Origin of the sequence: Geothrix sp. PMB-07 (assembly GCF_030758935.1) — a bacterium.
GTDB lineage: Bacteria > Acidobacteriota > Holophagae > Holophagales > Holophagaceae > Geothrix.
In genome coordinates this window covers 1430808-1452227 of the sequence record NZ_CP132333.1, presented here as the reverse complement: position 1 = coordinate 1452227, position 21420 = coordinate 1430808, and the positions used below count along the sequence as shown (strand labels likewise).

General features: G+C 66.7%; 18 protein-coding genes. 6 read left to right on the top strand and 12 right to left on the bottom strand.

Annotated elements, in window-relative coordinates; all coding sequences use genetic code 11:
• Window positions 1–22 precede the first annotated feature (22 nt).
• Window positions 23–771, top strand: a protein-coding gene (locus tag Q9293_RS06365) for an IS5 family transposase (protein ID WP_372342202.1) whose coding sequence is annotated in 2 segments (ribosomal slippage) — window positions 23–353 and window positions 353–771 — 750 coding nt in all. Because the reading frame shifts where the segments join, the coding sequence is not laid out codon by codon here.
• Window positions 772–780: 9 nt separating this feature from the next.
• On the opposite strand, the gene Q9293_RS06360 is transcribed toward Q9293_RS06365, so the two are convergent.
• Together Q9293_RS06360 and Q9293_RS06355 are read right to left on the bottom strand one after the other, a co-directional pair.
• Window positions 781–1497: a queuosine precursor transporter gene (locus Q9293_RS06360; protein ID WP_306251161.1), complete on the bottom strand. Its 717-nt coding sequence runs from the start codon at window positions 1495–1497 to the stop codon at window positions 781–783.
• Window positions 1498–1544: 47 nt separating this feature from the next.
• Complete coding sequence (locus Q9293_RS06355; protein WP_306251159.1) at window positions 1545–2573, bottom strand: DUF2911 domain-containing protein; 1029 nt, start codon at window positions 2571–2573, stop codon at window positions 1545–1547.
• A gap of 159 nt (window positions 2574–2732) precedes the next feature.
• On the opposite strand from Q9293_RS06355, the gene Q9293_RS06350 reads away from it, so the two are divergent.
• A complete protein-coding gene (locus Q9293_RS06350; protein ID WP_306251157.1) occupies window positions 2733–3248 on the top strand; it encodes a hypothetical protein in 516 nt (171 codons plus the stop codon).
• A gap of 31 nt (window positions 3249–3279) precedes the next feature.
• Here the strand turns inward: Q9293_RS06350 and Q9293_RS06345 are convergent, their stop codons facing one another.
• Both Q9293_RS06345 and Q9293_RS06340 read right to left on the bottom strand, forming a co-directional pair.
• Window positions 3280–6249 (bottom strand): OB-fold nucleic acid binding domain-containing protein, encoded by a 2970-nt coding sequence (locus Q9293_RS06345; protein ID WP_306251155.1) that lies wholly within the window; start codon window positions 6247–6249, stop codon window positions 3280–3282.
• Between the two features lie 3 nt (window positions 6250–6252).
• Window positions 6253–7374 carry a hypothetical protein gene (locus Q9293_RS06340; RefSeq protein WP_372342201.1) on the bottom strand — a complete coding sequence of 374 codons (1122 nt, stop codon included), beginning with the start codon at window positions 7372–7374 and terminating at the stop codon, window positions 6253–6255.
• Window positions 7375–7611: 237 nt separating this feature from the next.
• Here Q9293_RS06340 and Q9293_RS06335 point away from each other — a divergent pair, with 237 nt between their 5' ends.
• Window positions 7612–8946 carry an OmpP1/FadL family transporter gene (locus Q9293_RS06335; RefSeq protein WP_306251151.1) on the top strand — a complete coding sequence of 445 codons (1335 nt, stop codon included), beginning with the start codon at window positions 7612–7614 and terminating at the stop codon, window positions 8944–8946.
• A gap of 30 nt (window positions 8947–8976) precedes the next feature.
• Here the strand turns inward: Q9293_RS06335 and Q9293_RS06330 are convergent, their stop codons facing one another.
• On the bottom strand, window positions 8977–9351 hold the full coding sequence (locus tag Q9293_RS06330) for a molybdenum cofactor biosynthesis protein MoaE (RefSeq protein ID WP_306251149.1): 375 nt from the start codon (window positions 9349–9351) through the stop codon (window positions 8977–8979).
• A gap of 116 nt (window positions 9352–9467) precedes the next feature.
• Here Q9293_RS06330 and lat point away from each other — a divergent pair, with 116 nt between their 5' ends.
• Both lat and rnhA read left to right on the top strand, forming a co-directional pair.
• Window positions 9468–10808 carry an L-lysine 6-transaminase gene (gene lat, locus Q9293_RS06325; protein WP_306251147.1) on the top strand — a complete coding sequence of 447 codons (1341 nt, stop codon included), beginning with the start codon at window positions 9468–9470 and terminating at the stop codon, window positions 10806–10808.
• Window positions 10805–11248, top strand: a complete 444-nt coding sequence (rnhA, locus tag Q9293_RS06320; protein WP_306251145.1) for a ribonuclease HI — start codon at window positions 10805–10807, stop codon at window positions 11246–11248. Before lat ends, rnhA begins: the two co-directional genes overlap by 4 nt.
• Before the next feature lie 41 nt (window positions 11249–11289).
• Here the strand turns inward: rnhA and Q9293_RS06315 are convergent, their stop codons facing one another.
• The 3 genes from Q9293_RS06315 to Q9293_RS06305 all read right to left on the bottom strand — a co-directional run bounded on the left by Q9293_RS06315 (window position 11290) and on the right by Q9293_RS06305 (window position 15269).
• Window positions 11290–13101 carry a TonB family protein gene (locus tag Q9293_RS06315; protein WP_306251143.1) on the bottom strand — a complete coding sequence of 604 codons (1812 nt, stop codon included), beginning with the start codon at window positions 13099–13101 and terminating at the stop codon, window positions 11290–11292.
• 87 nt (window positions 13102–13188) lie between these two features.
• Window positions 13189–13857, bottom strand: a complete 669-nt coding sequence (locus Q9293_RS06310) for a hypothetical protein (protein ID WP_306251141.1) — start codon at window positions 13855–13857, stop codon at window positions 13189–13191.
• Complete coding sequence (locus tag Q9293_RS06305; protein WP_306251139.1) at window positions 13857–15269, bottom strand: sigma-54 dependent transcriptional regulator; 1413 nt, start codon at window positions 15267–15269, stop codon at window positions 13857–13859. The genes Q9293_RS06310 and Q9293_RS06305 overlap by 1 nt, the downstream gene beginning before the upstream one ends.
• 85 nt (window positions 15270–15354) lie before the next feature.
• Between Q9293_RS06305 and Q9293_RS06300 the strand changes: the two genes are divergently transcribed.
• The gene (locus Q9293_RS06300) at window positions 15355–17676 is read left to right on the top strand and encodes a ComEC/Rec2 family competence protein (protein ID WP_306251137.1); all 2322 of its coding nucleotides are present in this window, start codon (window positions 15355–15357) and stop codon (window positions 17674–17676) included.
• Here the strand turns inward: Q9293_RS06300 and Q9293_RS06295 are convergent.
• The 4 genes from Q9293_RS06295 to ettA are packed head-to-tail and all read right to left on the bottom strand — an operon-like array spanning window position 17645 to window position 21404.
• Window positions 17645–18226 carry a phosphorylase gene (locus Q9293_RS06295; protein WP_306251136.1) on the bottom strand — a complete coding sequence of 194 codons (582 nt, stop codon included), beginning with the start codon at window positions 18224–18226 and terminating at the stop codon, window positions 17645–17647. The two genes, Q9293_RS06300 and Q9293_RS06295, sit on opposite strands and share 32 nt — an antisense overlap.
• Before the next feature lie 9 nt (window positions 18227–18235).
• On the bottom strand, window positions 18236–19102 hold the full coding sequence (locus Q9293_RS06290; protein ID WP_306251133.1) for a DNA cytosine methyltransferase: 867 nt from the start codon (window positions 19100–19102) through the stop codon (window positions 18236–18238).
• Window positions 19102–19722 (bottom strand): hypothetical protein, encoded by a 621-nt coding sequence (locus Q9293_RS06285; RefSeq protein WP_306251131.1) that lies wholly within the window; start codon window positions 19720–19722, stop codon window positions 19102–19104. Before Q9293_RS06285 ends, Q9293_RS06290 begins: the two co-directional genes overlap by 1 nt.
• Window positions 19719–21404: an energy-dependent translational throttle protein EttA gene (gene ettA, locus Q9293_RS06280; protein WP_306251129.1), complete on the bottom strand. Its 1686-nt coding sequence runs from the start codon at window positions 21402–21404 to the stop codon at window positions 19719–19721. The genes Q9293_RS06285 and ettA overlap by 4 nt, the downstream gene beginning before the upstream one ends.
• Between the last annotated feature and the right edge of the window lie 16 nt (window positions 21405–21420).

The following is a 21420-nucleotide window of genomic DNA, read 5'->3' as shown; positions in this document are numbered from 1 at the left end:
GTTGGCGCTTTCAGCTTCCCAGATCTCGGGTGAACAACCTGATTGGCACTTACAGCTAGAGCCTCTGCTGCCGAGCGAGCAGGGTGGAATGGGGCGCCCTCGCCTGGACAATCGCCCCATCGTTGAAGCGATCCTCTGGAAGCACAGAACGGGAGCGCCCTGGAGAGATTTGCCTGAATCCTTCGGACCTTGGAACACGGTCTTCACGCGCTTCAATCGGTGGAATCGGAGCGGAGTCTGGCAGCGGGTCCTCGAAGCCCTTCGAGGTGAAGCGGATTGCGAATGGGTCATGGTCGACGGAACCGTTATCCGCGCCCATCAGCATGCGGCTGGTGCAAAAGGGGGACCTACATCCAAGGGCTTGGCCGCTCGCGCGGCGGTTTCTCGACCAAAGTCCACCTGATCGGGGATGCCCACGGCAACCCCGTCGATTTCGTGCTGACACCAGGCCAGTCGCACGAGAGCAAGCAACTCGGAAGCCTATTAATGGGCCGGGAGGCCGGGGCTGTTCTCGGTGATCGTGCCTACGACGGAAAGTCCTGCCGGGATCAGATCGCGTCTATTGGAGCAGAGGCAGTTGTTCCACCTCATCCATGCAGGAAGGATCCAGCCGCCTTCGATAAGCATTTCTACAAGGCCCGCCACGCCGTCGAGAACCTGTTCGCGAAGCTCAAACAATACCGAAGCCTCGCTACCCGTTACGACAAAACCATGCGCAACTACAGCGCCATGGTCGCCATTGCCTGTGTCCTTACCTGGCTCCGACTTTGAAAACACACCCTAGTCCTTCACGAACGGACTGAAGTTGGTGCCCTCGTCATACACGTCGACGCCTTCGACCTTCTTCAGGCCATTCACCACCAGGTAGGTGAGGGGCGTCATGCAGGCCTCGTAGATCACCTTGGCCAGGTAGCCCGAGCCCGCCATGATCAGGATCGTTTTCACGGGCAGTGTGAAGGCGAAGAGGCCGAAGGACACGATGAGGCTGTCCACCGCCTGCCCCGCCACCGTGGAGCCGATGGTGCGGCTCCAGAGCGCGCGGCCTTTCGTCCACACCTTCATCTTGGCCATCACGTAGCTGTTGACGAACTCCCCCACCCAGAAGGCCGCCAGGCTCGCCACGATGCCCCGGGCCGCGGTGGCGAACACGATCTCGAAGGCCCGCTGGTGGTCTGCAGGCCAGCCGGGCGCAGGAGGAATCCAGACCATGAAGAGGCCGAAGCCCCCCATGAGCAGGCTGGCGAAGAAACCCAGCCAGATGGCGCGGCGGCTGGCGCCGTAGCCGTACACCTCCGTGAACACGTCGCCGAAGATGTAGGTGATGGGGAAGAGCAGCTGGGCGCCGCTGAAGATGAAGGGGCCGATGGCCGTGGGCTTCTGGCCCACGAGGTTGCTGACCAGCAGCACCACCACGAAGACGTGCACCATGAGCTCGTACCACTTGAACCGGGCGAGCGCCTGATCCTTGGCCTGGATGGGGGTAGGTTGGAAGCGCATGGCCTCCATGATGCCCCAGCGGCCTTCCTGGAAAAATTCCTTTCCGGCTATTTCAGCTTGTCCAGCTCGGTGCGGATGCGGGCACGCTGATCCTCCTGCTTCACGCGCTCCAGGGCCTTGCGGTAGTTGGCCGCGGCCTGCGCCTTGTCGCCCTTCTTGGCGAGGGCCTCGGCGAGGCTGTCATAGGCGTTCCAGGAATCCGGATGGTCCTTGACGTTCTTCTGGAAAAGGACGAGGGCCTCATCCATCTTGTTCTGGGCCAGCAACGCATACCCCTGTTGATTGACTTCGGCCTCCGTGGCGATGCCCAGGGCCTTCGCTCGCAGGGCCTCGGCGCCCTTGGCATCCCCCGCCTTCTCCAGCAGCGCGGCCTTGATGCGCAGTCCCGCGAAGGTTTCGCGCAGGGCGAGGGAGCGGTCGATCCAGGTTCGGGCCTCTTCCAGGTTCACGTCATTGCGCAGACACCAGCCCGCCGCGCCACTCCAGCTCTCCGGAAAGAACTGATGCAGGCCCTTCAGCTGCTCGCGAAGGCTGGCCACCACGGCGGCCCGGGTGTCCACCTCCAGCGGGATGGGCACCCGGAGTTGCTCCCAGCGCAGGGACAGGGTGACGCCCTTTTCGCTGGGATCGTCGAAGGTGTAGGCCAGCCGCTCGGTGGGTTCCGTGGGCACAGGAGTCGCCTTCACCCGGGCCAGGTCCTCCTTGGGATCGTAGGAATAGCTGCCCCAACCGTGAGACTGGGCGCTGAAGATCACCGTCCAGTCGGTGGCGGTGGGCACCATGTGCAGACCGTAGCGCCCTGCCGGCAGCGTGGTTCCCCCCACGGTGACCGGGGTGGAAAAACTCACCACGGTGTTCTCGTTGGCCCCGGCCCGCCACACCTGGCCATAGGGCACGAGGCCGCCCCAAACCTTCCGCCCCTTCACTGCGGGGCGGTTGTAGGTCACGTTCATGTCCGTGAGCCCCACCTTCTGGCTCACGTGCGCCCGCGGGCTGGCCTCCGGCAGCGTGAGCGCCGGAGCCTGGGCGAAGAGCGCGGGGGCAACCGCAAGGAAGACAAGCGCAGTACCACGCATGGAACACCTCCGGGTGCATGCTGCGCCCAAAAGCCCCGACGGGAACCACGTCTGGGGCCACGGGTGGGTTATCAGGGGCGACCTGCCGGGAAGGACCGTGGCACCATGAAACAATCACTCCACACACCTCTCTCTGAAGGCCCACGGCCTGGAGCCCCCATGCGAATGCTTCCCACCCTTCTGTTCGCGCTGGTTCCTTTCGCCTCCGCCTTGGCCGAAGAGTCTCTCGCCCAGAAAGCCTTCCGGGATCTGGCTACCCTGGTGGGCGAGTGGAGCGGCACTTCCGCGAACCGTCCTCTGCGGGTGAGCTACAAGCTCACCGCCAACGGAACGGCCCTGGTGGAAACCTGGACCATGTCCGCCACGCGGGAATCCATGACCCTCTACACGGTGGACGGCAGCCGCCTGCTGGCCACCCACTACTGTCCCCAGGGCAACCAGCCCCGGTTGGTCCTGACTGAAAAGGACAAGACCGGCCGCTACCAGTTCCGCTTCATGGATGGCACGGGCCTGCAGGATCCCGGCGGATCTCACCAGCACGCCTGCTGGCTCCAGGTCGTTTCCCCGGAAACGTTCATCCGCAGCGAAACCTACATCCCGAACCATCAACCGGGACTGGATGGCACGGAGAAGGACGAACCCATCACCTTCCACCGCCAGCCCAAGGCCAAGTAGCGTTTGGGCTCGTCGCCGGAGCCTCGCGTCATCACTGAACCTCCAGGACCGGCAGCCCATCCTGCAAGGTGATCCGGCCGCTGATGGGGACGACATCGCCCACGCGGAAAGGCCGCTGGCGCTTGCGAAGGGCATCGGGGAAGGCCACGGCCTCGCAAAGGCCGGTGTCATCCTCGAAGGTGATGAACTGCATGCGTTCGCCCTTCCCGGTGCCCACTTCCTTGTCAGCCACCACCAGGGCCCAGAAACGCAGGCGACGGCCTTGCCCTAAGGTTTCACGCGGCATACTGCGTCGTGCCTCCAGGTTCAGGTTGGTACGGTAGCCCACATCCGACGCACGATCGGGCCCGCCGCCCTTGCGCACCCGGGCAAGGGCCGCGGGGTGCAGTTCCAAGGTGAGCCCCAAGGTGGCCATCTCCAGATCGGCGCGGTCGAAGACATCCGTAGGCCGGGGGCGCACGCCCGGCGGCACCCCGCCCAGCCGCGCCCACATGAGCCGCGTGCGGTCGCCGTCCGGTGCCCAGCGGTCGAAGGCCCCGGCGGCGCAAAGGGCCTCGGCGGTAGTGATGCTGAGCTTCACGCGGGCCAGCAGATCATCCAGGTCCTCGAAGGAACCGTGCCGTTCCCGCTCGTCGATCAGTGCCACCACCTCCTGCTTGATGGCTCCGTGGACCTGCATGAGCCCCACCCGAAGGGCCTGCTCGCCCTCCGCGGTGAAGGGCCACGCCGAGAGATTGGCATCCGGCCCCCGCACCACCAGCCGGTGACGGCGCGCATCACCCAGGTACGCGATGGCCGGGTAGTAGCCGCCCTGGTTGGTGATCACTGAGGCGAAGAACACCGCCGGGTGGTGCGCTTTGATCCAGGCGCTCTCGAAGCTTACCTGAGCGTAACTGGCGGAGTGCGGTTTGCAGAAGGAATAGCCCTGGAAGGTGCGGATCATGTCCCAGGATTCATCCACCGTAGCGGCCCGTACGCCGCGCCCAGCGCAGCCGCGCCGGAAGCGCGCCTCGAAGAAGGGCAGCTTCCGTTCGCAGTCCGGCTTGCCCAGCAGCTTGCGCAGCTGGTCGGCCTCGAAGTGGCTCCAGCCCGCCAGTTCGACGCAGACCTTGATGACGTCTTCCTGGTAGACCAGCACACCGTAGCTCTCAGACAGCAGCTCGTTGAACACCGGATCGCTGGGCTGCCACACCTCCTCGCCACGGCTGCGCTTCACGTAGCGGTCCACCCAGCGGTAGGCGGCGGGGCGGATGAGGCTGCTGTGGATCACCAGCGTCTCGAAATCGCCCTTCTGCACCCTCTGCTGAAGCTGCCGCGTGGCGGGGCTTTCGACATAGAAGACGCCGATGCTGTCACCGCACTTCAGCAGCTCCTGCGTGGCAGGGTCCTCGCGCGAGTGGGTGCCGGGATCCTTTGGCACACGATCCCCCATCACTGCGTAGGCATCGCGGATCACCGCCAGACTGCGGTTCCCCAGCAGGTCGATCTTCACCAGCCCGTAGTTCTCCACGCCATCCTTGTCCCAGGTGGTGGTGGAGACGCCCTCCTTGGCGGGCGCGGGCTGGAAGGCCGCGTGCTCCCACATGGGACCAGGCGTCACGATGGTGCCGCCGGGATGCACAGAGAACTGGTGGAAGTGGCCTTCCAGAGCCGCAGCCTGGCGCAGGATCGCATCCCAAGTGGGATTCTCGGCGGCGCGCGCGAGGCCGCCCTCCCAGCCGCGCACGTAGCGGGCCAGCTGTTTCAGTTCATGGTCGGGCCGCCCGTGGGCCTGGGCCACGGCCCGCAACGCGCCCTTGGCCTTGAAGTAGGCGTGGTTGGAGACCATGGCCACCCGATCGCGGCCGTAGCGTTCGAACACGGCCTGAATGATGGCTTCGCGCTCATCCCAGGCGAAATCGATGTCCATGTCAGGGGGATCCGTCCGCTCCTTCGTGAGGAAGCGCTCGAACATGAGGTTGGTGGCCACGGGATCCACATTGCTCAGGTGCAGGGCATAGCTCACCAGGGAGGCCGCGCCGCTGCCGCGGCCGCAGATGCGGGGCTTGGCCTGAACCGCCTGCACGATGTCCTGCACCAGCAGGAAGTAGCGGGCGAAGCCCCGGAACGCGATGAGCTCCAGCTCCTGCTCCATGCGGGCGAGGATGCGGCCGTCCACCTTCCGGAAACGCTCCGTCACACCCGCCCGCACCCGCTCCCGCAGAAGCGCATCCAGATCGGCCCCTTCCTGCCCCAGAGGTTCCGGCATCACCCATTTGCCCCAGTGGATCGACCAGCCCGAGATGCGCTCCATTACGGCGGCCGTGGCCTTCGCCACGGCGGGATCACAAAAGGGGAAGCGGACCTCCCAGTCGCTGCGAGGCACCGCGGCATCGGCGGCATCCCACAGGGCCTCGGTGCGGATGAGCGTGGCCTGCCGGTCGATGGCCCGCTTGAGCCGGTGCATCTCCAGCCCCTCCGCCGTGCGGAAGCGCAGCACCTGGGGCGCCACCACGGGAAGCCCCGCGGCCAGGGCCTTCCGGACCTCCTGGGCGCGGCAGGGATGGGCCAGCAGCGCGGCGTAGAGGCCCTCGCGCAGCAGCGCGTCGAGGCCCGCCAGATCCTCCGCCAGCAGGACACAATCCCGAGGGGGTTCCGGCGCACCCAGATCCGGAATGTCGGGCCCTGGCGCCGCATCGTGGGCCTGGGCCGAGAGCAGGCGGTTCAGCGCGGCATAGCCCGCATCGCTGTGGGGCAAGGCCCCGCAGGCATGGCCCCGCCAGGTGAAGCGGCTGCCCACGTGCAGGCGGAAACCCGTCCACTGGGGATCCGGCGGCAGGCCTTCCAGTTCACGGGATTTGTGGATCCACTCCAGGGTGTCCCGCAGCTTCGGATAGCCCGCCAGGCTCTGGTCCCAGCACACCAGGTCGCGGTAGCCCAGCCCCCGGGCCACCCGCAGCAGCTGGGCCGCCGGGTAGACGCCCTCCCCCACACTGAAATCGGAAATGCCCAGGGCGAACATGGCTCAGGCTCCCTGCCCCACCCACCCAGGCAGAACGGCCCTGTCCGGAAAGCGGCGGCGGAGGCGGGCCAGCGCGGGCTCGAGACGGTCAAGCCGCTGCTGGAGGGGATCCTGGAAGAGGCTCCGCTCCCGGCCCAGGCCCCAGGCCAGCCGCAGTTCCACTTCGCGCACCAGGAGGCGTCGGGTGGCCCCGGCCAGGAAGGCCTGCTGGATGCGGCGGGCCAGAACCAGGGCCGGAGCCGTGAGATCCTCCGCCCCCGCCCGCCAGCCGTGGGGCTCGCCATCCACATCCCACCAGCGCAGCACCAGCTTCCGGGGATGTCGCGGATCGGACCAGAGCCAGTCCAGGCAATGGGCCGCCAGGGGCACCTCCTCCGGCAGGCGGGGCGGCTGCAGGCGCCAGCTGTGGCGCACATGGCCGGGGCGCTCCGTGAGCAGGGGCAGCCGGGGCCGATCCTCCCCGCGCACCCGGGCCCGCAGATCCGGCGCCAGCTTCGGATTCGTCAGTTCTGCCAACACCGGCAGGGGCACCGGCTGCAGGTCTTCAAAACGCCTCAATCCCAGGCGGTGGAAACGGTCATGCAGGCGAGGCGCCAGATCCGGCAGGCGCCGCAGGGACTGGGGGGCCAGGAAGGCGGCCTCAGCCCCCTCGGTGACCAGTTCCAGATGATGTTCGGTGCGGGCTGCGATCTGGGCCGCGGTGGCGCTGAGGGACAGGCCTCCGTGGCTGGTCCATCCATGCTGGACATTCAACTCGCGGCGCATGCGCTCCGCAGTGTCTGCCAGGGGGCCGAAAATCCGCTGGGTGCCTTGGAGCTCCACGAGGGCCTCGCCCAGGCGCCCCAACTGCCCCTGGGGCGTCCAGTGCTGAAGGAAGTCGCCGAGGCTGCCCTGGGCCTCCCACCAGATCTGCGGCGCCGGGTCCAGCACCCGCAGCCCCGGCACTGCTCGCAGGGCCTGATCCATGGGCGTGCCCGGGGCCAAGCCCTCAGCCCGGCCCAGGCGGTTCACGAACCAGAGGCTGGGGTTGCGGGGGCTCTCCGGATTCAGGAAGGCCAGGGGCCGGTCCCGTAACGCCCCGTCCCGGCCACAGGCCAGCTGGAACGGCAGTTCGGGAACCCACATCGCCAGCACCAGCACCTCCAGAGGGGATCCAAGTATGGCGAATTTTTTACGAAAATCAACACTGCAATGGAGAAGCGGCTCTTGATCCCCACAGATCCCTGCTTACGTATCTGTTGAAATTTCGGGATACTGGCCGTTCGCGGGTACAGAAGTGCCTCGCTACAAGGGGTGTCACACCCACCCCGTTGCCTGGAGCGGCCCAGCCGTTCCCTGTCCTGCCCTGGCCCTGGAGAATCCATGCCCCGCGCCCTTCAACCGTCCCGCGCCCTCCTGTCCCTCCTGCTCGTGGGCTCCGCCACTGGAACACTGATGGGCTCAGGCTTCCAATTGCGGGAACAAAGCCCCAGTGCCCAGGGCAACGCCTTCGCCGGCATCAGCGCCGGGGGCACCGACATCGGCAGCATGTTCTTCAATGTGGCCACCCTCACCCGCTTCGAGGGAAATCAGGCCGTGCTTGGATTCAGCAGCATCCAGCCCTCGGCGCGCCTGGAAAGCGGCCAGGCCTCTCGCGCCACACTCCTGGGCGCTACCCCGGTCTCCGGTTCAGCCGGAGGCGATGCAGGCCGTTCCGCCATCCTCCCGGTGGCCTACGCACTATGGAGCGCGAGCCCTGATCTCAAGCTGGGCCTGTCCGTGAACAGCCCCTTCGGCCTCGGCAGCGAATATGAGGCCAACTGGATCGGCCGCTACCACGCAGTCAAATCCCAGATCAAGGTCGTGGAGATCGCCCCCAATGTGGCCTGGCGCCTGGATTCCCACTGGTCCGTGGGCGCCGCCCTGGTGGCCCGGTACGTGGATGCCGAGCTGACCAATGCCGTCGACTTCGGTGCGGTCGGCGCCGCCCTGCATGTCCCCGGCTCCGTTCCGGGGGCCCAGGATGGCACCGCGAAAGTGACTGGGCATCAGTGGAAATATGGCTACAAACTGGGCGTCCTCTTTGAACCCACACAGCAAGTGCGCCTCGGCGCGGCCTATCACTCCCGCCTCGACTTCGCCCTGCAGGGTGAGGTGCGCTACGAAGGGGTGCCCACCGCCCTGAAGGCCGCGTTCCCGGACGGTGGAAGCAGCCCCCGGGCCAACCAGCCCGCCACCGCCTCCCTGGGCATCGCCTGGGAAGCCGCGCCCGGCCTGACCCTCCAGGCGGAGGCGGCACAAACCTTCTGGAACTGCTTCCAGGACATCCGCATCGAGTTCGCCTCGGGACAGAGCACGTCCGTCACCGAGGAGAAATGGAAGAACACCTGGTTCAAGGCCCTGGGCACCACCTGGAAGCCGAACGCCACCTGGACCTTCCGCGCAGGGCTCGCCAAGGACCAGGCGGCCACCTCGGACAGCTACCGCACCCCGCGCATCCCCGATGCAGACCGCACCTGGATCAGCGGCGGCCTTGGCTACGCCTTCAATCGCGCCTTGGGCCTGGATTTGAGCTACAGCCACATTCTCGTGAAGGATTCGACCCTGAATCTGAAGGCTGGTAGCCCCGGCACCCCGGATTTCTTCCGCGGCAATGTCTCTGGAACCTACCGGAACCGCATTCAGGTCCTGGCCCTGCAAGCCCGCTATAGCTTCTGACCCCGGAGAGCCGCCCCGGAACGCTGCTTCTCACATCTGGAAGCGGTGCGTGCACTCCACCCAGCTCTCGCTCCCATCCCTGTAGCGCTCGCGCTTCCAGATGGGCACGCGCTGCTTGATCTCATCCATGATCCAGGCGGCGGCCTGGAAGCTCTCGGCGCGGTGCGCGCTGCTGGTGGCGACGATGACGGCGGCCTCTGTGAGAGGCACCACGCCGATGCGGTGGTGGACGGCGCAGCGGGTGAGGCCATAGCGCTCGATGGCTTTCTCCCGCAGGAGGCCCAGTTCTTTCTCGGCCATGGGCGCATAGGCCTCGTAGGCCAGTTGCAGCACGGGACGACCTTCGTGGTGGTCGCGGGCCCGGCCCTCGAAGAGGACCAGGGCCCCGGCATGGGGGTCTTCCATGACACTTCGTAAACCCATCGCGTCCAAAGGCGCGTCCTGAACCGAAATCCAGGGAATCATGCCTGCCTCCCTTTTCATTCCAACCATACACTGGCCGGCATTCCCGAGGTTCAAACATGGTTTGTCCCAACATCGATCCGATGTCCGTTTTCGACACCCTTGGCCGCCATATGCTGGTGGATGGCTTCCACTTGGTGATGGATTTGGAGAAGTCCCATGGCTCGTGGATTGTCGATGCCCGCGACGGCCGGAAGTACCTCGACTTCTACACCTTCTTCGCCACGGCCCCCCTGGGGCACAACCACCCGCGGCTGCGGGAGGCCGCCTTCGTGCAACGCCTGGGCGAGATCGCCGTCAACAAGCCCGCCAACTCAGACATCTACACCACGGCCTTCGCCGAGTGGGTGGAGGCCTTCGGCACCCACGTGACCCCCGACTACCTGCCCCACCTCTTCTGGGTGGATGGCGGCGCCCTGGCCGTGGAGAACGCCCTGAAGGCGGCCTTCGACTGGAAGGTGCGCAAGAACCTGGCGGCGGGCAAGGGTGAGAAGGGTTCGCAGGTCATTCATTTCCGCGAGGCCTTCCATGGCCGCAGCGGCTACACCCTGAGCCTGACCAACACGGCCGACCCCCGCAAATACCAGTACTTCCCAAAATTCCCCTGGCCCCGCATCCCCAACCCCAAGCTGACCTTCCCCATGGATCTGGCCAAGGTCGAAGCGGCGGAAGCCGAAGCCGTCGCCGCCATCGAAGCGGCCGTGGCCCAGAACCCCGATGACATCGCCTGCCTCATCATCGAGCCCATCCAGGCCGAGGGCGGTGACAACCACTTCCGCGGCGAGTTCCTGCGAAAGCTGCGCGAACTGGCGGATCGCCACGAATTCCTGCTCATCTTCGACGAGGTGCAGACGGGCTTCGGCGCCACCGGCAAGTGGTGGGGACACCAGTGGTTCGATGTGCAGCCCGACATCATCGCCTTCGGCAAGAAGACCCAGACCTGCGGCATCGCCGCGGGTCGCCGCCTCGATGAAGTGGACAGCGTCTTCAAGGTGCCCAGCCGCATCAACAGCACCTGGGGCGGCAACCTGGTGGACATGGTGCGGGGCACCCGCATCATCGAAGTCATCCGCGAGGAGCACCTGCTGGAACATGGCATCACACAGGGTGCGCGCCTGCTGAAGGGCCTGCAGGAGATCCAGCGCGACTTCCCCGAGCACACCTCGAATCCCCGCGGACGGGGCCTCCTCTGCGCCCTGGACCTCGCCACGCCGGAGCTGCGCAACGCCGTGGTGGCCAAGGGCCACGACCTGGGCATGATGATCCTTTCCTCCGGGGTCACGGGGCTGCGCTTTCGCCCGGCCATGAATCTCCGCACGGAGGATCTCGACCTCGGCGTGGAGCTGCTCCACAAGGCCGTTTCCGAAGTCACTGCCACTTCGCCTACCCTGGTGGGATGAAGATCGAGCTCTACTGCGATGGCGCCTGTCTGGGCAACCCCGGTCCGGGTGGATGGGGGTACCTGCTGCGGGTGCACCTCGCCACCGGTGTCCAGGAGAAGGAAGGCTCTGGCCCCGAGGCGGACACCACCAACAACCGCATGGAGCTCATGGCCGCCATCAAGGGCCTGGAAACCCTCACCAAGCCCTGCCAGGTGCTGCTGCAGAGCGACAGCCAGTACGTGGTGAAGGGCATCACCTCCTGGCTGAAGGACTGGAAGCGGCGCGGGTGGAAGAAGGCCGACGGCAAGCCCGTGCTGAATGCGGACCTGTGGCAGGCCCTGGATGCCCAGCTGGCACGGCACATGGTGGAAGCGCGTTGGGTCAAGGGACACGCGGGCCACGCGGAGAATGAACGCGTGGACCGGCTGGCCAACGCCGCTGCGCAATCCTTGAACTGAAAGGGCCGCCTTGGAGGCGGCCCTTTCAGGTGCGCTGACGCCTAACGCCTTCGCTGGAACTTGTAGGTGATTTCAGGAGTCCAGCCGCGAACCGGCTTGCCGTCGCGGGTGGCGGGAGCAAAGGTGGACTTGTTGGCGGCATCGATGGCGGCTTCGTCAAACCCGTAGGCTCCCTGAACGCCTTCCACCACGGACACCTTCAGGGGTTGTCCCTGCTCGCCCACGAAGACTTTCAGGCGGACGAAGTGGTCGACATTCATCTCCCAGCGAAGCTGGCTGGCGCGCAAGGGGTAGGCCGGAGGCGCCTGACTGATCATGCGGGCCGGTTCAAGAACGGCGGCCGCCGCGGTTGGAGCGGCCTGCGTCGCTGGGGCAGGCGTCGGAACGGCGGGCTTGGGGGCCTCCTGCATGGGCTGCGGCTTGGGGATCTCCGGGGCCGGAGGCGGGGGCAGCGCCACCACCTTGGTTTCCGCAGCCTTCTTCTGCTCAGCCAGCCTCTGCTCGTTCTGCTTCTGCTCGGCGAGCCGCTGCTCGTTCTGCTTCTGCTGCCGTTCCAGCTCAAGCTTGCGCTGCTGCGCCTCTTCCAGCTGCTTCTGGATCCGCACCTTTTCTTCCACGGATTTGGTTTCAGCCAGCTGCTTCTGCAACAGCGCCGTCTTGTCCGCTTCCGCCTTGGCCTTGGCATCAAGATCCGACTTCTGCTGCTCGATTTGAACTTTCAACAGCTGCAATTCCGCCAGCTGTTTCTGCATGGCCGGATCCACCTTGGGCCGCCCGAAGAACATGTAGCCCAGGCCCAGGATCACCACGGCTGCCAAACCGCCGCCGATGAGCAGCGTGGAATTCTTCTGACTGGCCTGGGACTCCGCATGGCCGTCGATGTGCTCCACCCGCGTGGCGCCGCTCCGCAGCGTCTCGCCTGCGGCGGTGTAGGCGATGTAGTTGTCCCCCTGCTCCGCCTTCATGGCCGTGGCATCCCGGTCGTTCTCCTCCCGGAACAGCGTGTGCATGAAGAAGGCCATGTTGAAGGTGGTGGGGCTGTATTCGCCGTCGTAGAGCACCCGCTCCAGCTCGGCATTGAAGGCTTCCATCGTGGCGAAGGGCTGGCGGCTCAACAGCAGCCGCCCCAGGAAAGCCCGGATCTCCGCGGGCAGCGGTGCCTCTTCCTGGGCGGCCTTGAGGGTGGCCTTGTCCAAGACCGCTTCGAGATCGCCGCCCAGGGGCAGGCGCTCGAACGTGAGCAGTTCGTAAAGCACCGCACCCAGGGCGAAGAGATCCTGCTGGACGGGGCTGGCTTCAGGCATCTGAAGGTAGGGCGCCAGCTTCTGTTTGGCGGCAGGCGCTTTGGCCAAGAGGCTCTTGATGATGGCTGCGTAGGGCGCATCCACGATCTGAGTGGCTCCCTCGAAGCTCACCCACACACTGTGGGGGCTGAGCACGCCATGGCTCACCCCCTTGGCCTGCATTTGCACGATGCCCTGGGCCACGCCCTGGATCACCGTGAGGGCGTGGTCCACGCCGAAAGGGATCTGCTCCTGCCGGGCCTTGTCGATGAGCTGGGCGAGGCTGCGGCCAGGCACATAATCCCAGGCCACATGGGGCGTCTTGCCGCCCTCGATCCGGTAGCCCAAGCCGAAAATGCGGGCGCCACCCAACAGGGGCACCACGCGACCCGCTTCCGCCAAGCGGGTATTCAGGCCCGCCTGGAACAGCTCTTCGGAGAAGGTTCGCACCAGGCCATGGCGGTCGAAGCTGTTGCCGGTGATGATCACCGCGCGATGCACAGCGCCGAAGGGGTCGCTGGCCAGCTCAGAAGCCAGCAGGTAGGACCCGAGGCGGGTATAGGTGCCCATGTCCATCTCCAAAGGGAATGCTTGGAAAGATATCCCGAAAGTCGTGTTTCGCCTAGTGCTCCAGACAAACCCGCCCCGAGAGTGTGATCAGGGTCCGGGTGGGAGCTCCCACTGGTCCCCTGCAGCGCGCCACAGCAGGATCCAGAGATTCGCGGTGGCATAGACACCATTGGAGAAGGCCAACTGCATCTGGGCGAAGGGCACGGACAGATCATCCCAAACGCCGATGCGCCGACCAGTCGTCTCATCAAAATGAGCTTTCAGGCGAAGGTTGCGCTCCTGTTTCACCGCCATGAACTGATTGAGGCGCGGCCTGGGATCCAGGCTGCCTGAGGCCGCCCAATAGGGTTCCTTGGACACCAGCAGGTGGGCCTGGTGCTCATCCGCATAGGCTTCAAAGCTCTCCCGGAGCGGGCTGATGCCATCCATGGCCGAAGGGTCGGTCAGCAGCTGCACCTGGTGGGCCAGAACGCCCAAGTCGCGGACGATGTCCTCGGGGCGCCGGTGCTCTTCGCTCAAGCGAAGCACCGTCCGGAACTGGGCCTCCACCTGTTCCACCGTGGGTGGCTGGTCGTTGGCCACTCCGCGAGCCCCCTCCAGAAGGGCCTCTGGGTGGGCCCGCAGCAAGGCCGCCATGCGGCGCGGCAGCAGGCGGATGGCCTTGGCCGTCTGAGCCTCATGAACCTTGGGCGACCAGGCCGCCAGGGAGCCGCAGGCCAGCAGCAGGGCCAGCGCCGACAGGGTTGGAACACGCATCAATGCACCTCTCGGACCAGGGTGGACTCGGCCTCGCCCATGGGATCCAGCGGAATGTTGAGGGCCCGCAGCCGATGGAGGAGGGTGGTCCGGCGCATGCCGAGGCGCCGGGAGGTCTCGCTCTTGTTCCAGCCCGTGGCCTGAAGCGATTCCAAGATCAGGTGGCGTTCCAGGCCCTCCAGGAAGCGCCCCAGATCCTGATCCTGGGGCAGCCGGGGAAAGGCCACGGAAGGCAGCACACCGGCGATGGGCGCAGGCAGATCCTGGAGCAGCAAACGCTCGGGGTCGGAGCCCAGGGCCATGGCCCGCTCCACGGCGTTCTCCAGTTCGCGCACATTGCCCGGCCAGCCGTAGGCCTCCAGGGCCTGCAGCGCGGCAGGCTCCACCTGCTTGAGGGGCTGACCCAGTTCCCGTGCGAACTTACGGGCGAAGTGAGCCACCAGCACCGGGATGTCCTGGGGGTGGTCTCGCAGCGGGTGCAACTGAATGGGAATCACGTTGAGGCGGTAGAAAAGATCCTCTCGGAACCGCTTCTGTTCCACGAGGCTGGCCAGATCCTCATTGGTGGCCGCCAGCAGACGGAAGTCCGCTTTCAGGGTGCGGCTGGAACCCAGCGGGGTGAACTCCCGCTCCTGGATGACCCGCAGGAGCTTCACCTGCAGGTTCAGGGGCATGGTTCCGATTTCATCCAGGAAGAGGGTGCCGCCTTCGGCCTGCTGGAAACGCCCCGGGCGGTCGGTGCGCGCATCCGTGTAGGCGCCGCGCACATGGCCGAAGAGCTCGTCCTCCAGCAGGTTTTCAGGAATGGCTCCGCAGTGGATGGGCACGAAAGGGCCTCGCGCCCGGGGGCTCCACTGATGGATGGCCTTGGCGGCCAGCTCCTTGCCGGTGCCCGAGGGCCCCGTGATGAGCACCGTGGAGGGCGTGGGTGCCACGCGGCGCAACAGGGCCTGCAGGTTCTGCCAGACCTCGGAACGGCCCACCATCTGTGGGCCCGGCGTCTGCCCTTGGATCTGCTCACGGAGCCGCTTGTTCTCCTGGTTCAGCTGGGATTTCTCGATGGCACGCAGAAGGGTGTGCTCCAACGCCTCGAGCCGGAAAGGCTTGGGCACGTAGTCGTAGATGCCCATCTTCATGGCCTGCAGGGCGGTTTCCACCGAGGTCGATCCAGACAACACCACCACCACTGTGTCGGGCTTGGCCACGGCCTGGCGGGCCAATTCCAGGCCGCTGAGATCCGGCAACATGAGATCCACCACGGCCAGGTCGAAATGTTCGCCGCGCAGAAACTGCGCGGCCCGCAGGCCGGAACCCGTGCCCACCACCTCATGGCCATGGCGGGAGAGCAAGGTGCCCACCACCTCGAGAATCGTGGGATCGTCGTCCACCAGGAGGGCCCGGGCTGGGTTCATAGCCCTCAGGTTCCCCACCCCCAGGCCCACTGTCAAGGTTTGGACAGGCTCGGCTACACTCTCTCGCATGCTTTCCAGATCGAGCTTGTGGCAGCGCCTCTCCGGAGCTTCGCTCTGGCCTCTGGCCTGGGCGATGGCTGCCGCCTGCGCCCTGCCCTGGCTGGTGCCAGAGCGCTGGGATGGGCACATCGCCACCCAATGGTGGCTCGCGGGAGGCACCGCCTGGCTCCTCTCCCTGGTGCTCCTTCGCTTTCGCCGCTGGAGGGTGATCCCGCTGGCCTTCACCTTGGCCGGATTCACGACCTTGGGCCTCGCCCACCGGGCTCGGTGGGAAGCGGCGCTGCCCGTGGGTTTCCAGGCGTTGGAGGGCCGCATCGCCGCCCCTTGGACGTTCCAGGGTGATCGGCTCCGCAGCCAGATTGAGCTGACGGGACCGGCCTCAATGCGAGGCCTCAGCGTGCCCCTAACACTGCCCGCCAACGAGGAACAGCCCGTGCCGGGGCCTGGCACCCCCGTGCGCTTCCGGGCGGAGCTGCGGCCTGTTCAACCCGCGCCAACCTTCCTCGCCGAGCGCCCGCTCTGGCGGGCCCGCAGTGACGAATCGCCACGCCGCATCCACCTGGCTTCGGCCCAGCTCATGGAGATCACCGGCCCGGCCAGGCCTTCCTGGCTGCTGCGGCTGCAGGCCTTCGCCCGGCGCCGCTTCGAGACCCTGCCATTGGATCCCACCGCCAAAGATTTGTGGGGCGCCCTGGCCCTGGGCATTCCCCCGGCGGACGAAGGCCATTTCAGCGTTTTCGCCGAGAGCGGCACCATCCACATCCTGGTGGTCTCGGGCCTGCAGGTCACCCTGGTCATGGCCGCCGTGGAAGCCCTCCTTCGACGCCTGCGCCTTCGCGGCGCGGCCCTGGGAACCATCGCCGCGGGGCTGCTGTATGCAGGCCTCGTGGGCTTTTCGGCGCCGGTCTGGCGAGGCCTCTTCATGGGCGTGGCCTGGGCCGTAGGCCGGTCCACCGGTTGGAAGCTCCCGCCGGTGACGGGCCTCCATGGAGCTCTGCTGCTCTGGCTGCTGGGGCACCCGGCCGCTGGCGTGGAGCCGGGCTTCCTCCTCGCCTGGTGGGCCCTCCTGGGCCTGCTCTGGGGCGCTGAACCCCTGGCGGGGCTGCTGTCACCGCTGCTGGGCCGACTTTCCTTATCCTTCGCCCGCCTCGCGGCGCCCTGGCTCTCCACCCTGCCCCTCCTGGCCCTCCTGAATGGCGGCGCGCCCTGGTGGGGCATCCTGGCCAACCTGCTGGTGCTGCCCCTCGTGGCCTTCCTCACGCCCCTCTGCCTCCTGCTGATCCTGCTGCCCCTGCCCGGCCTCACCCAGGGCATCGGCGCGGTCCTCACCTGGATGGGAGATCGCCTCGTGCCCTCGCTGACCGGTATCGCGCCGCTGGGCACGGGCATCCTCTGGCCCTGGCTGCTGCTGGCGTTGGGTTGGCTGCTCCTCGCTCATTTGCAGGGAAGGCTGCGGCGTACCCGCTGGCTCACGGTGCTGCTCGTGTCCACATCATTGGGGCTGCTGGCCTGCCGGGGCACCGGGCGAAAAGCCACCACCCTTTCGCTGGAAGCCATCGATGTGGGCCAGGGCGACGCCCTGCTGCTGCGCGTTCCCGGCGGAGCGGCCACCCTCATCGATACGGGGCCCAGTCCATGGACCGGACGCAGGCTGGCACGGGTGCTGAGCCGACGCGGCGTGCGCGAGCCCGTGCACCTGATCCTCACCCATCCCCACGGCGATCATGCCGGAGGCTGGGCCACGCTGACGCGGCTCTGGCCGCTGAGCAGCACCTCGGTGCCGGTCACCGCCGACGAGGAGGATCCCTGGGAGGCTTACCGGCCCAAGGGAAGCGACCCCTCGGGCCTGCTGCGGGGCGATGCCTGGATGCGCGGCGAGGCTGCCTTCAGCGTGCGGTGGCCGCCGCGGGCCTTCCGCCTGCCCGACGCCAACATGGTGTCCGCGGTGCTGCGCGTGTCCTGGCGGGAGCGCGAGCTGTGGCTCATGGGCGACGCCATGGCCATCCAGGAACGGGACCTCCTCGATCTGGGAGATCCAGGAAGCGGCCAGGCCACCTCTGTCCACCGCCTGCTGAAGGTGGGCCACCACGGCAGCCGCAATGCGTCTGATCCGGCCTGGATCGCCGCGCTGCAACCAGAGGTGGCGATCATCCCGGCGGGGCTGAAGAATCGCTTCGAGCATCCCCATGCTGAAACGCTGGCGACCCTTCAGGCCGTGGGCCTCGAGCCCTGGCTCACCGGCGCGCACTGCGGAACCCGGGTTGTTGCAGAACCCGGCGGCTGGCGCATGGAAACCGGTGATGGCGCGACGGCTTTCATCCCGCTGCGAAAAAGCCCGTCTCCTTGAGCCGCGCCACCAGACGGCGGCTGCCTTCCTCATGGTTGGCCAGCCACTGGGCCTGAGCCTGAGGCCCCACGTCGTTCACCACCACCAGGGCCGCGCCACAAGGCACGCCCGCCAAACGGCAGGCCTCGAAGACCCCCGTCAACTCCAGGTGCTCCACCGGCGCCAGGGAGGCCAAGAGGGCCGCCCCTTCCCGCGTGGAGGTGATGGCGGGCGGCACCGCCACGGCATGGCCCGGCAGCGCACCCGGCAGGGTGGCAGGCCAGCGGCGGCGCTCGATCTTCGGACGGTAGGCGCCACCGCGCAGCTCTTCCACGGAAGTCGCGACGGCTTCTGTGGCCCAGAGGCAGTCAAACAGGGAGAGGCGCTCATCATAGCGCCCGCAAGTACCCACAAAGACCACCAGCTCGGGCCAGCGGTCCGTCACCAGGGCCGCGGTGGCCGCCGCGGCACTGACGGCACCCACGCCAACGGTGGCCACCTCCCAGCCCAGGGGTGGCGCCTCGGCAAGGGGACCCAGTTCGGGGGCGAAGGCGGAAAGCAGAAGACGCATGGTCCAAGTCTACCGGGGGCGGAGGTGCGCCAGCGCCCAGGCTGCCACGGGAATGGAGAGGCCGTTGCCCAGCAGCTTGTAGCGGGCTTCCAGCGACAACCCGTCAGGAAATCGGAAACCATCCGGCAGCCCGTGGAGCCGCGCCACCTCGGCGGGTGAGAACCGGCGGATGCCCCGCTCGGTCTTCAGGAAGGAGCCGCTGCCCACGAAGCGGCGCCCATAGCCCCCGATGAAGCAAGCGCTGCGGCGATCCGCGGGCGACACAAGATCGAGCCCCTGGTGGTGCCTCAGCTCGGCATCCGCCTTCAGGAACAGCCGCTCGTCCTCAACCGCATCCAGGAATTCGGCGATGGGCCGTGGAGGGAGGTCCGGCTGCGGGAGCGGTTCAAGGCGCCCTCTCGAGGCCACGATGAACACCCGGGGCCGCTGGTTGGGCAGGCCGAAGCGGCTGGGACAGGCCTGCAGGTCAAGCTGGTGCATGCCATGGGCACCCACGCGCTCTGACAGCAGGGCGTGGGCATCGGAGCCCAGGAAACCCTCCACGTTCTCCAGCACCAGGTGGTCCGGCGGCGCCTGGTGGAACACGTCCATGAGGTGCCGGAAGGCTTGGGAGCGGCGATCCTCCAGCCCCTGCTTGGTCCCCATGCGACAGAAGGGCTGACAGGGCGGGCTCAGGAGCCAGGTATCGGCACCACGGGCCGCCAGCCTCCCCGGTTCCACCGATCCCAATTCCTTGGCGTGAGGGCGCTCCCCATGATTCAGCGCATAGGTGTCATTCGCGGCCTCATTCACATCGTAGGCCGCCATCACCCTGCCCCGATCGCCCAGCGCGTAGCGCCAGCCCCCGAGCCCGGAGAACAGCTCCAGGACTCTCATCAGCCGCAGCTGCAGCTGCCCCCGCAGCCGCCGCGGGCAGGCGGCAGGGCCGACAGTTTCGCCATGCCCTGCCCCGTCCAGAACAGCCACAGGGCCTGGGCCAAGGCGCAGACCGCATCGGCCCAGACGAACCAGCGGGCCAAGACACAGCCCACCAGGAGGAGGGCCGCCAGTTCCACCAGCACCAGATTGCGATCCGCCTCCTGATCGATGCTCGGGTGGGCCCCCTTGAGGCCCGTCTTGGCCTGCCACAGCGCGGTCAGGATCAGCACAGCGAACACAGAAAGGCCCTGCAGCTCCAGGCTGGCCTGAGGCGAACGCTCTCCCAGCAGGGCCGAGACCGCCGCCATGGCCAGGCCCAGGGCCAGGAAGCGCAGCAGGACACTCACCCAGCGCAGGGTCAGGCGCTCCCGCTCGAGCCCGCTGTTGCCAAGCCCATCCCGGATGCGCCCGTGCAGGCTGAGAGCTGGCGCCACCTGCAGCAGGCAGGCGGCACCAAAGCCCCACAGCGCCAGGACACCTTCGCCCACCCCCAGGAAGAGCCCGGTGCCGCCCAGCAGCAGGCCCACCAGGGCCGTCAGCAGGGTCAGGCGGGCCGCCTTGGGTGAGGCCTCGGTCATCGCGTGAGCTTCCGGTACTTGATGCGGTGGGGATCGAAGGGTTTCAGGCCCAGCACGTCCTTGCGGTATTCCTCGTACTGGCTGTAGTTCCCGTCGAAGAACTGCACCTGGGAGTCGCCCTCGAAGGCCAGGATGTGCGTGGCGAGGCGATCCAGGAACCAGCGGTCGTGACTCACCACCACCGCACTGCCCGCGAAGGACTCGATGGCCTCCTCCAGCGCCCGCATGGTGTTCACGTCGAGGTCGTTGGTGGGTTCGTCGAAGAAGAGCAGGTTGGATTCGCTCTTGAGCGTGAGGGCCAGGTTCAATCGGTTCTGCTGTCCACCGCTGAGCTCGGAGATTTTCTTCTGCTGGGAATCACCGCTGAAGCCGAAGCGGCTTAGCCACGCGCGGGCGTTGATGAGCTTGCCGCCCAGCTCGATCTGCTCGTAGCCGCCAGAGACAGCCTCGAAGACATTTTTCTCCAGGTTGAGATTGGCGCGAAGCTGATCCACGTAGGCCATGCGCACGGTCTCGCCCAGGCGGATGCTGCCGGCATCCGGTTGCTCCTGGCCCGTCAGCAGGCGCAGCAGCGTGGACTTGCCGGCGCCGTTGGGGCCGATGACGCCGAGGATGCCGGCACGTGGAATGGCGAAGCTCAGGTTCTCGAAGAGTACGCGGTCGCCATAGGACTTGGACACCCCGTTCAACTCGGCCACGAGGTCGCCCAGGCGCGGGCCGCTGGGGATGTAGATCTCCAGTTCCTGCTCCTTCTGGCGACCTTCCTCGCCCGCCAGGCGCTCGTAGTTGGCGATGCGATCCTTGCTCTTGGCGTGCTGCCCCTTGGGGGACATGCGGATCCACTCCAGCTCGCGTTCCAGGGTCTTCTGGCGCTTCTGGTCGGACTTCTCCTCGCGGGCCAGGCGGTTCTGCTTCTGCTCCAGCCAGCTGGAGTAGTTGCCTTTCCAGGGGATGCCTTCGCCGCGGTCCAGTTCGAGAATCCACTCGGCCACGTGATCCAGGAAGTAGCGGTCGTGGGTCACCGCGATGACCGTGCCCGCATAGTCCTGCAGGTGCTTCTCCAGCCACGCCACCGTCTCGGCGTCCAGGTGGTTGGTGGGCTCGTCCAGCAAGAGGATGTCGGGCTTCTGAAGGAGAAGGCGGCACAGGGCCACGCGGCGGCGTTCGCCGCCGGAGAGCACGCTGATCTTGGTGTCGGGATCGGGGCAGCGGAGGGCGTCCATGGCCTGCTCCAGCCGCGAGTCGAGGTCCCAGCAGTCGTGGGCGTCGATCTTCTCCTGCAGCTCGCCCTGCCTCGCCAGCAGCGCATCCATGTCGGCATCGGGATCGGCGAACTTGTCCCCGATCTCGTTGTACTCCTTCATCCAGGCCACCTGCTCGGCCGCGCCTTCTTCGACGATCTCGCGCACGGTCTTGTTCGGATCGAGCTGGGGCTCCTGGTCGAGGATGCCTGTGGTGTAGCCCTTGCTGAGCACGGCCTCGCCGTTGAAGTCGTGATCGACGCCCGCCATGATGCGCAGCACGGTGCTCTTGCCCGAGCCGTTGAGGCCCAGCACGCCGATCTTGGCCCCGTAGAAGTAGCTTAGGGAGATGTCCTTGATGACGGGTTTGTTGTTGTAGATTTTGCTGACCCGCATCATCGAATAGATGATCTCGGGCTGATCGCTGACGGTCTTGGCCATGGCTGCATCCGACAAA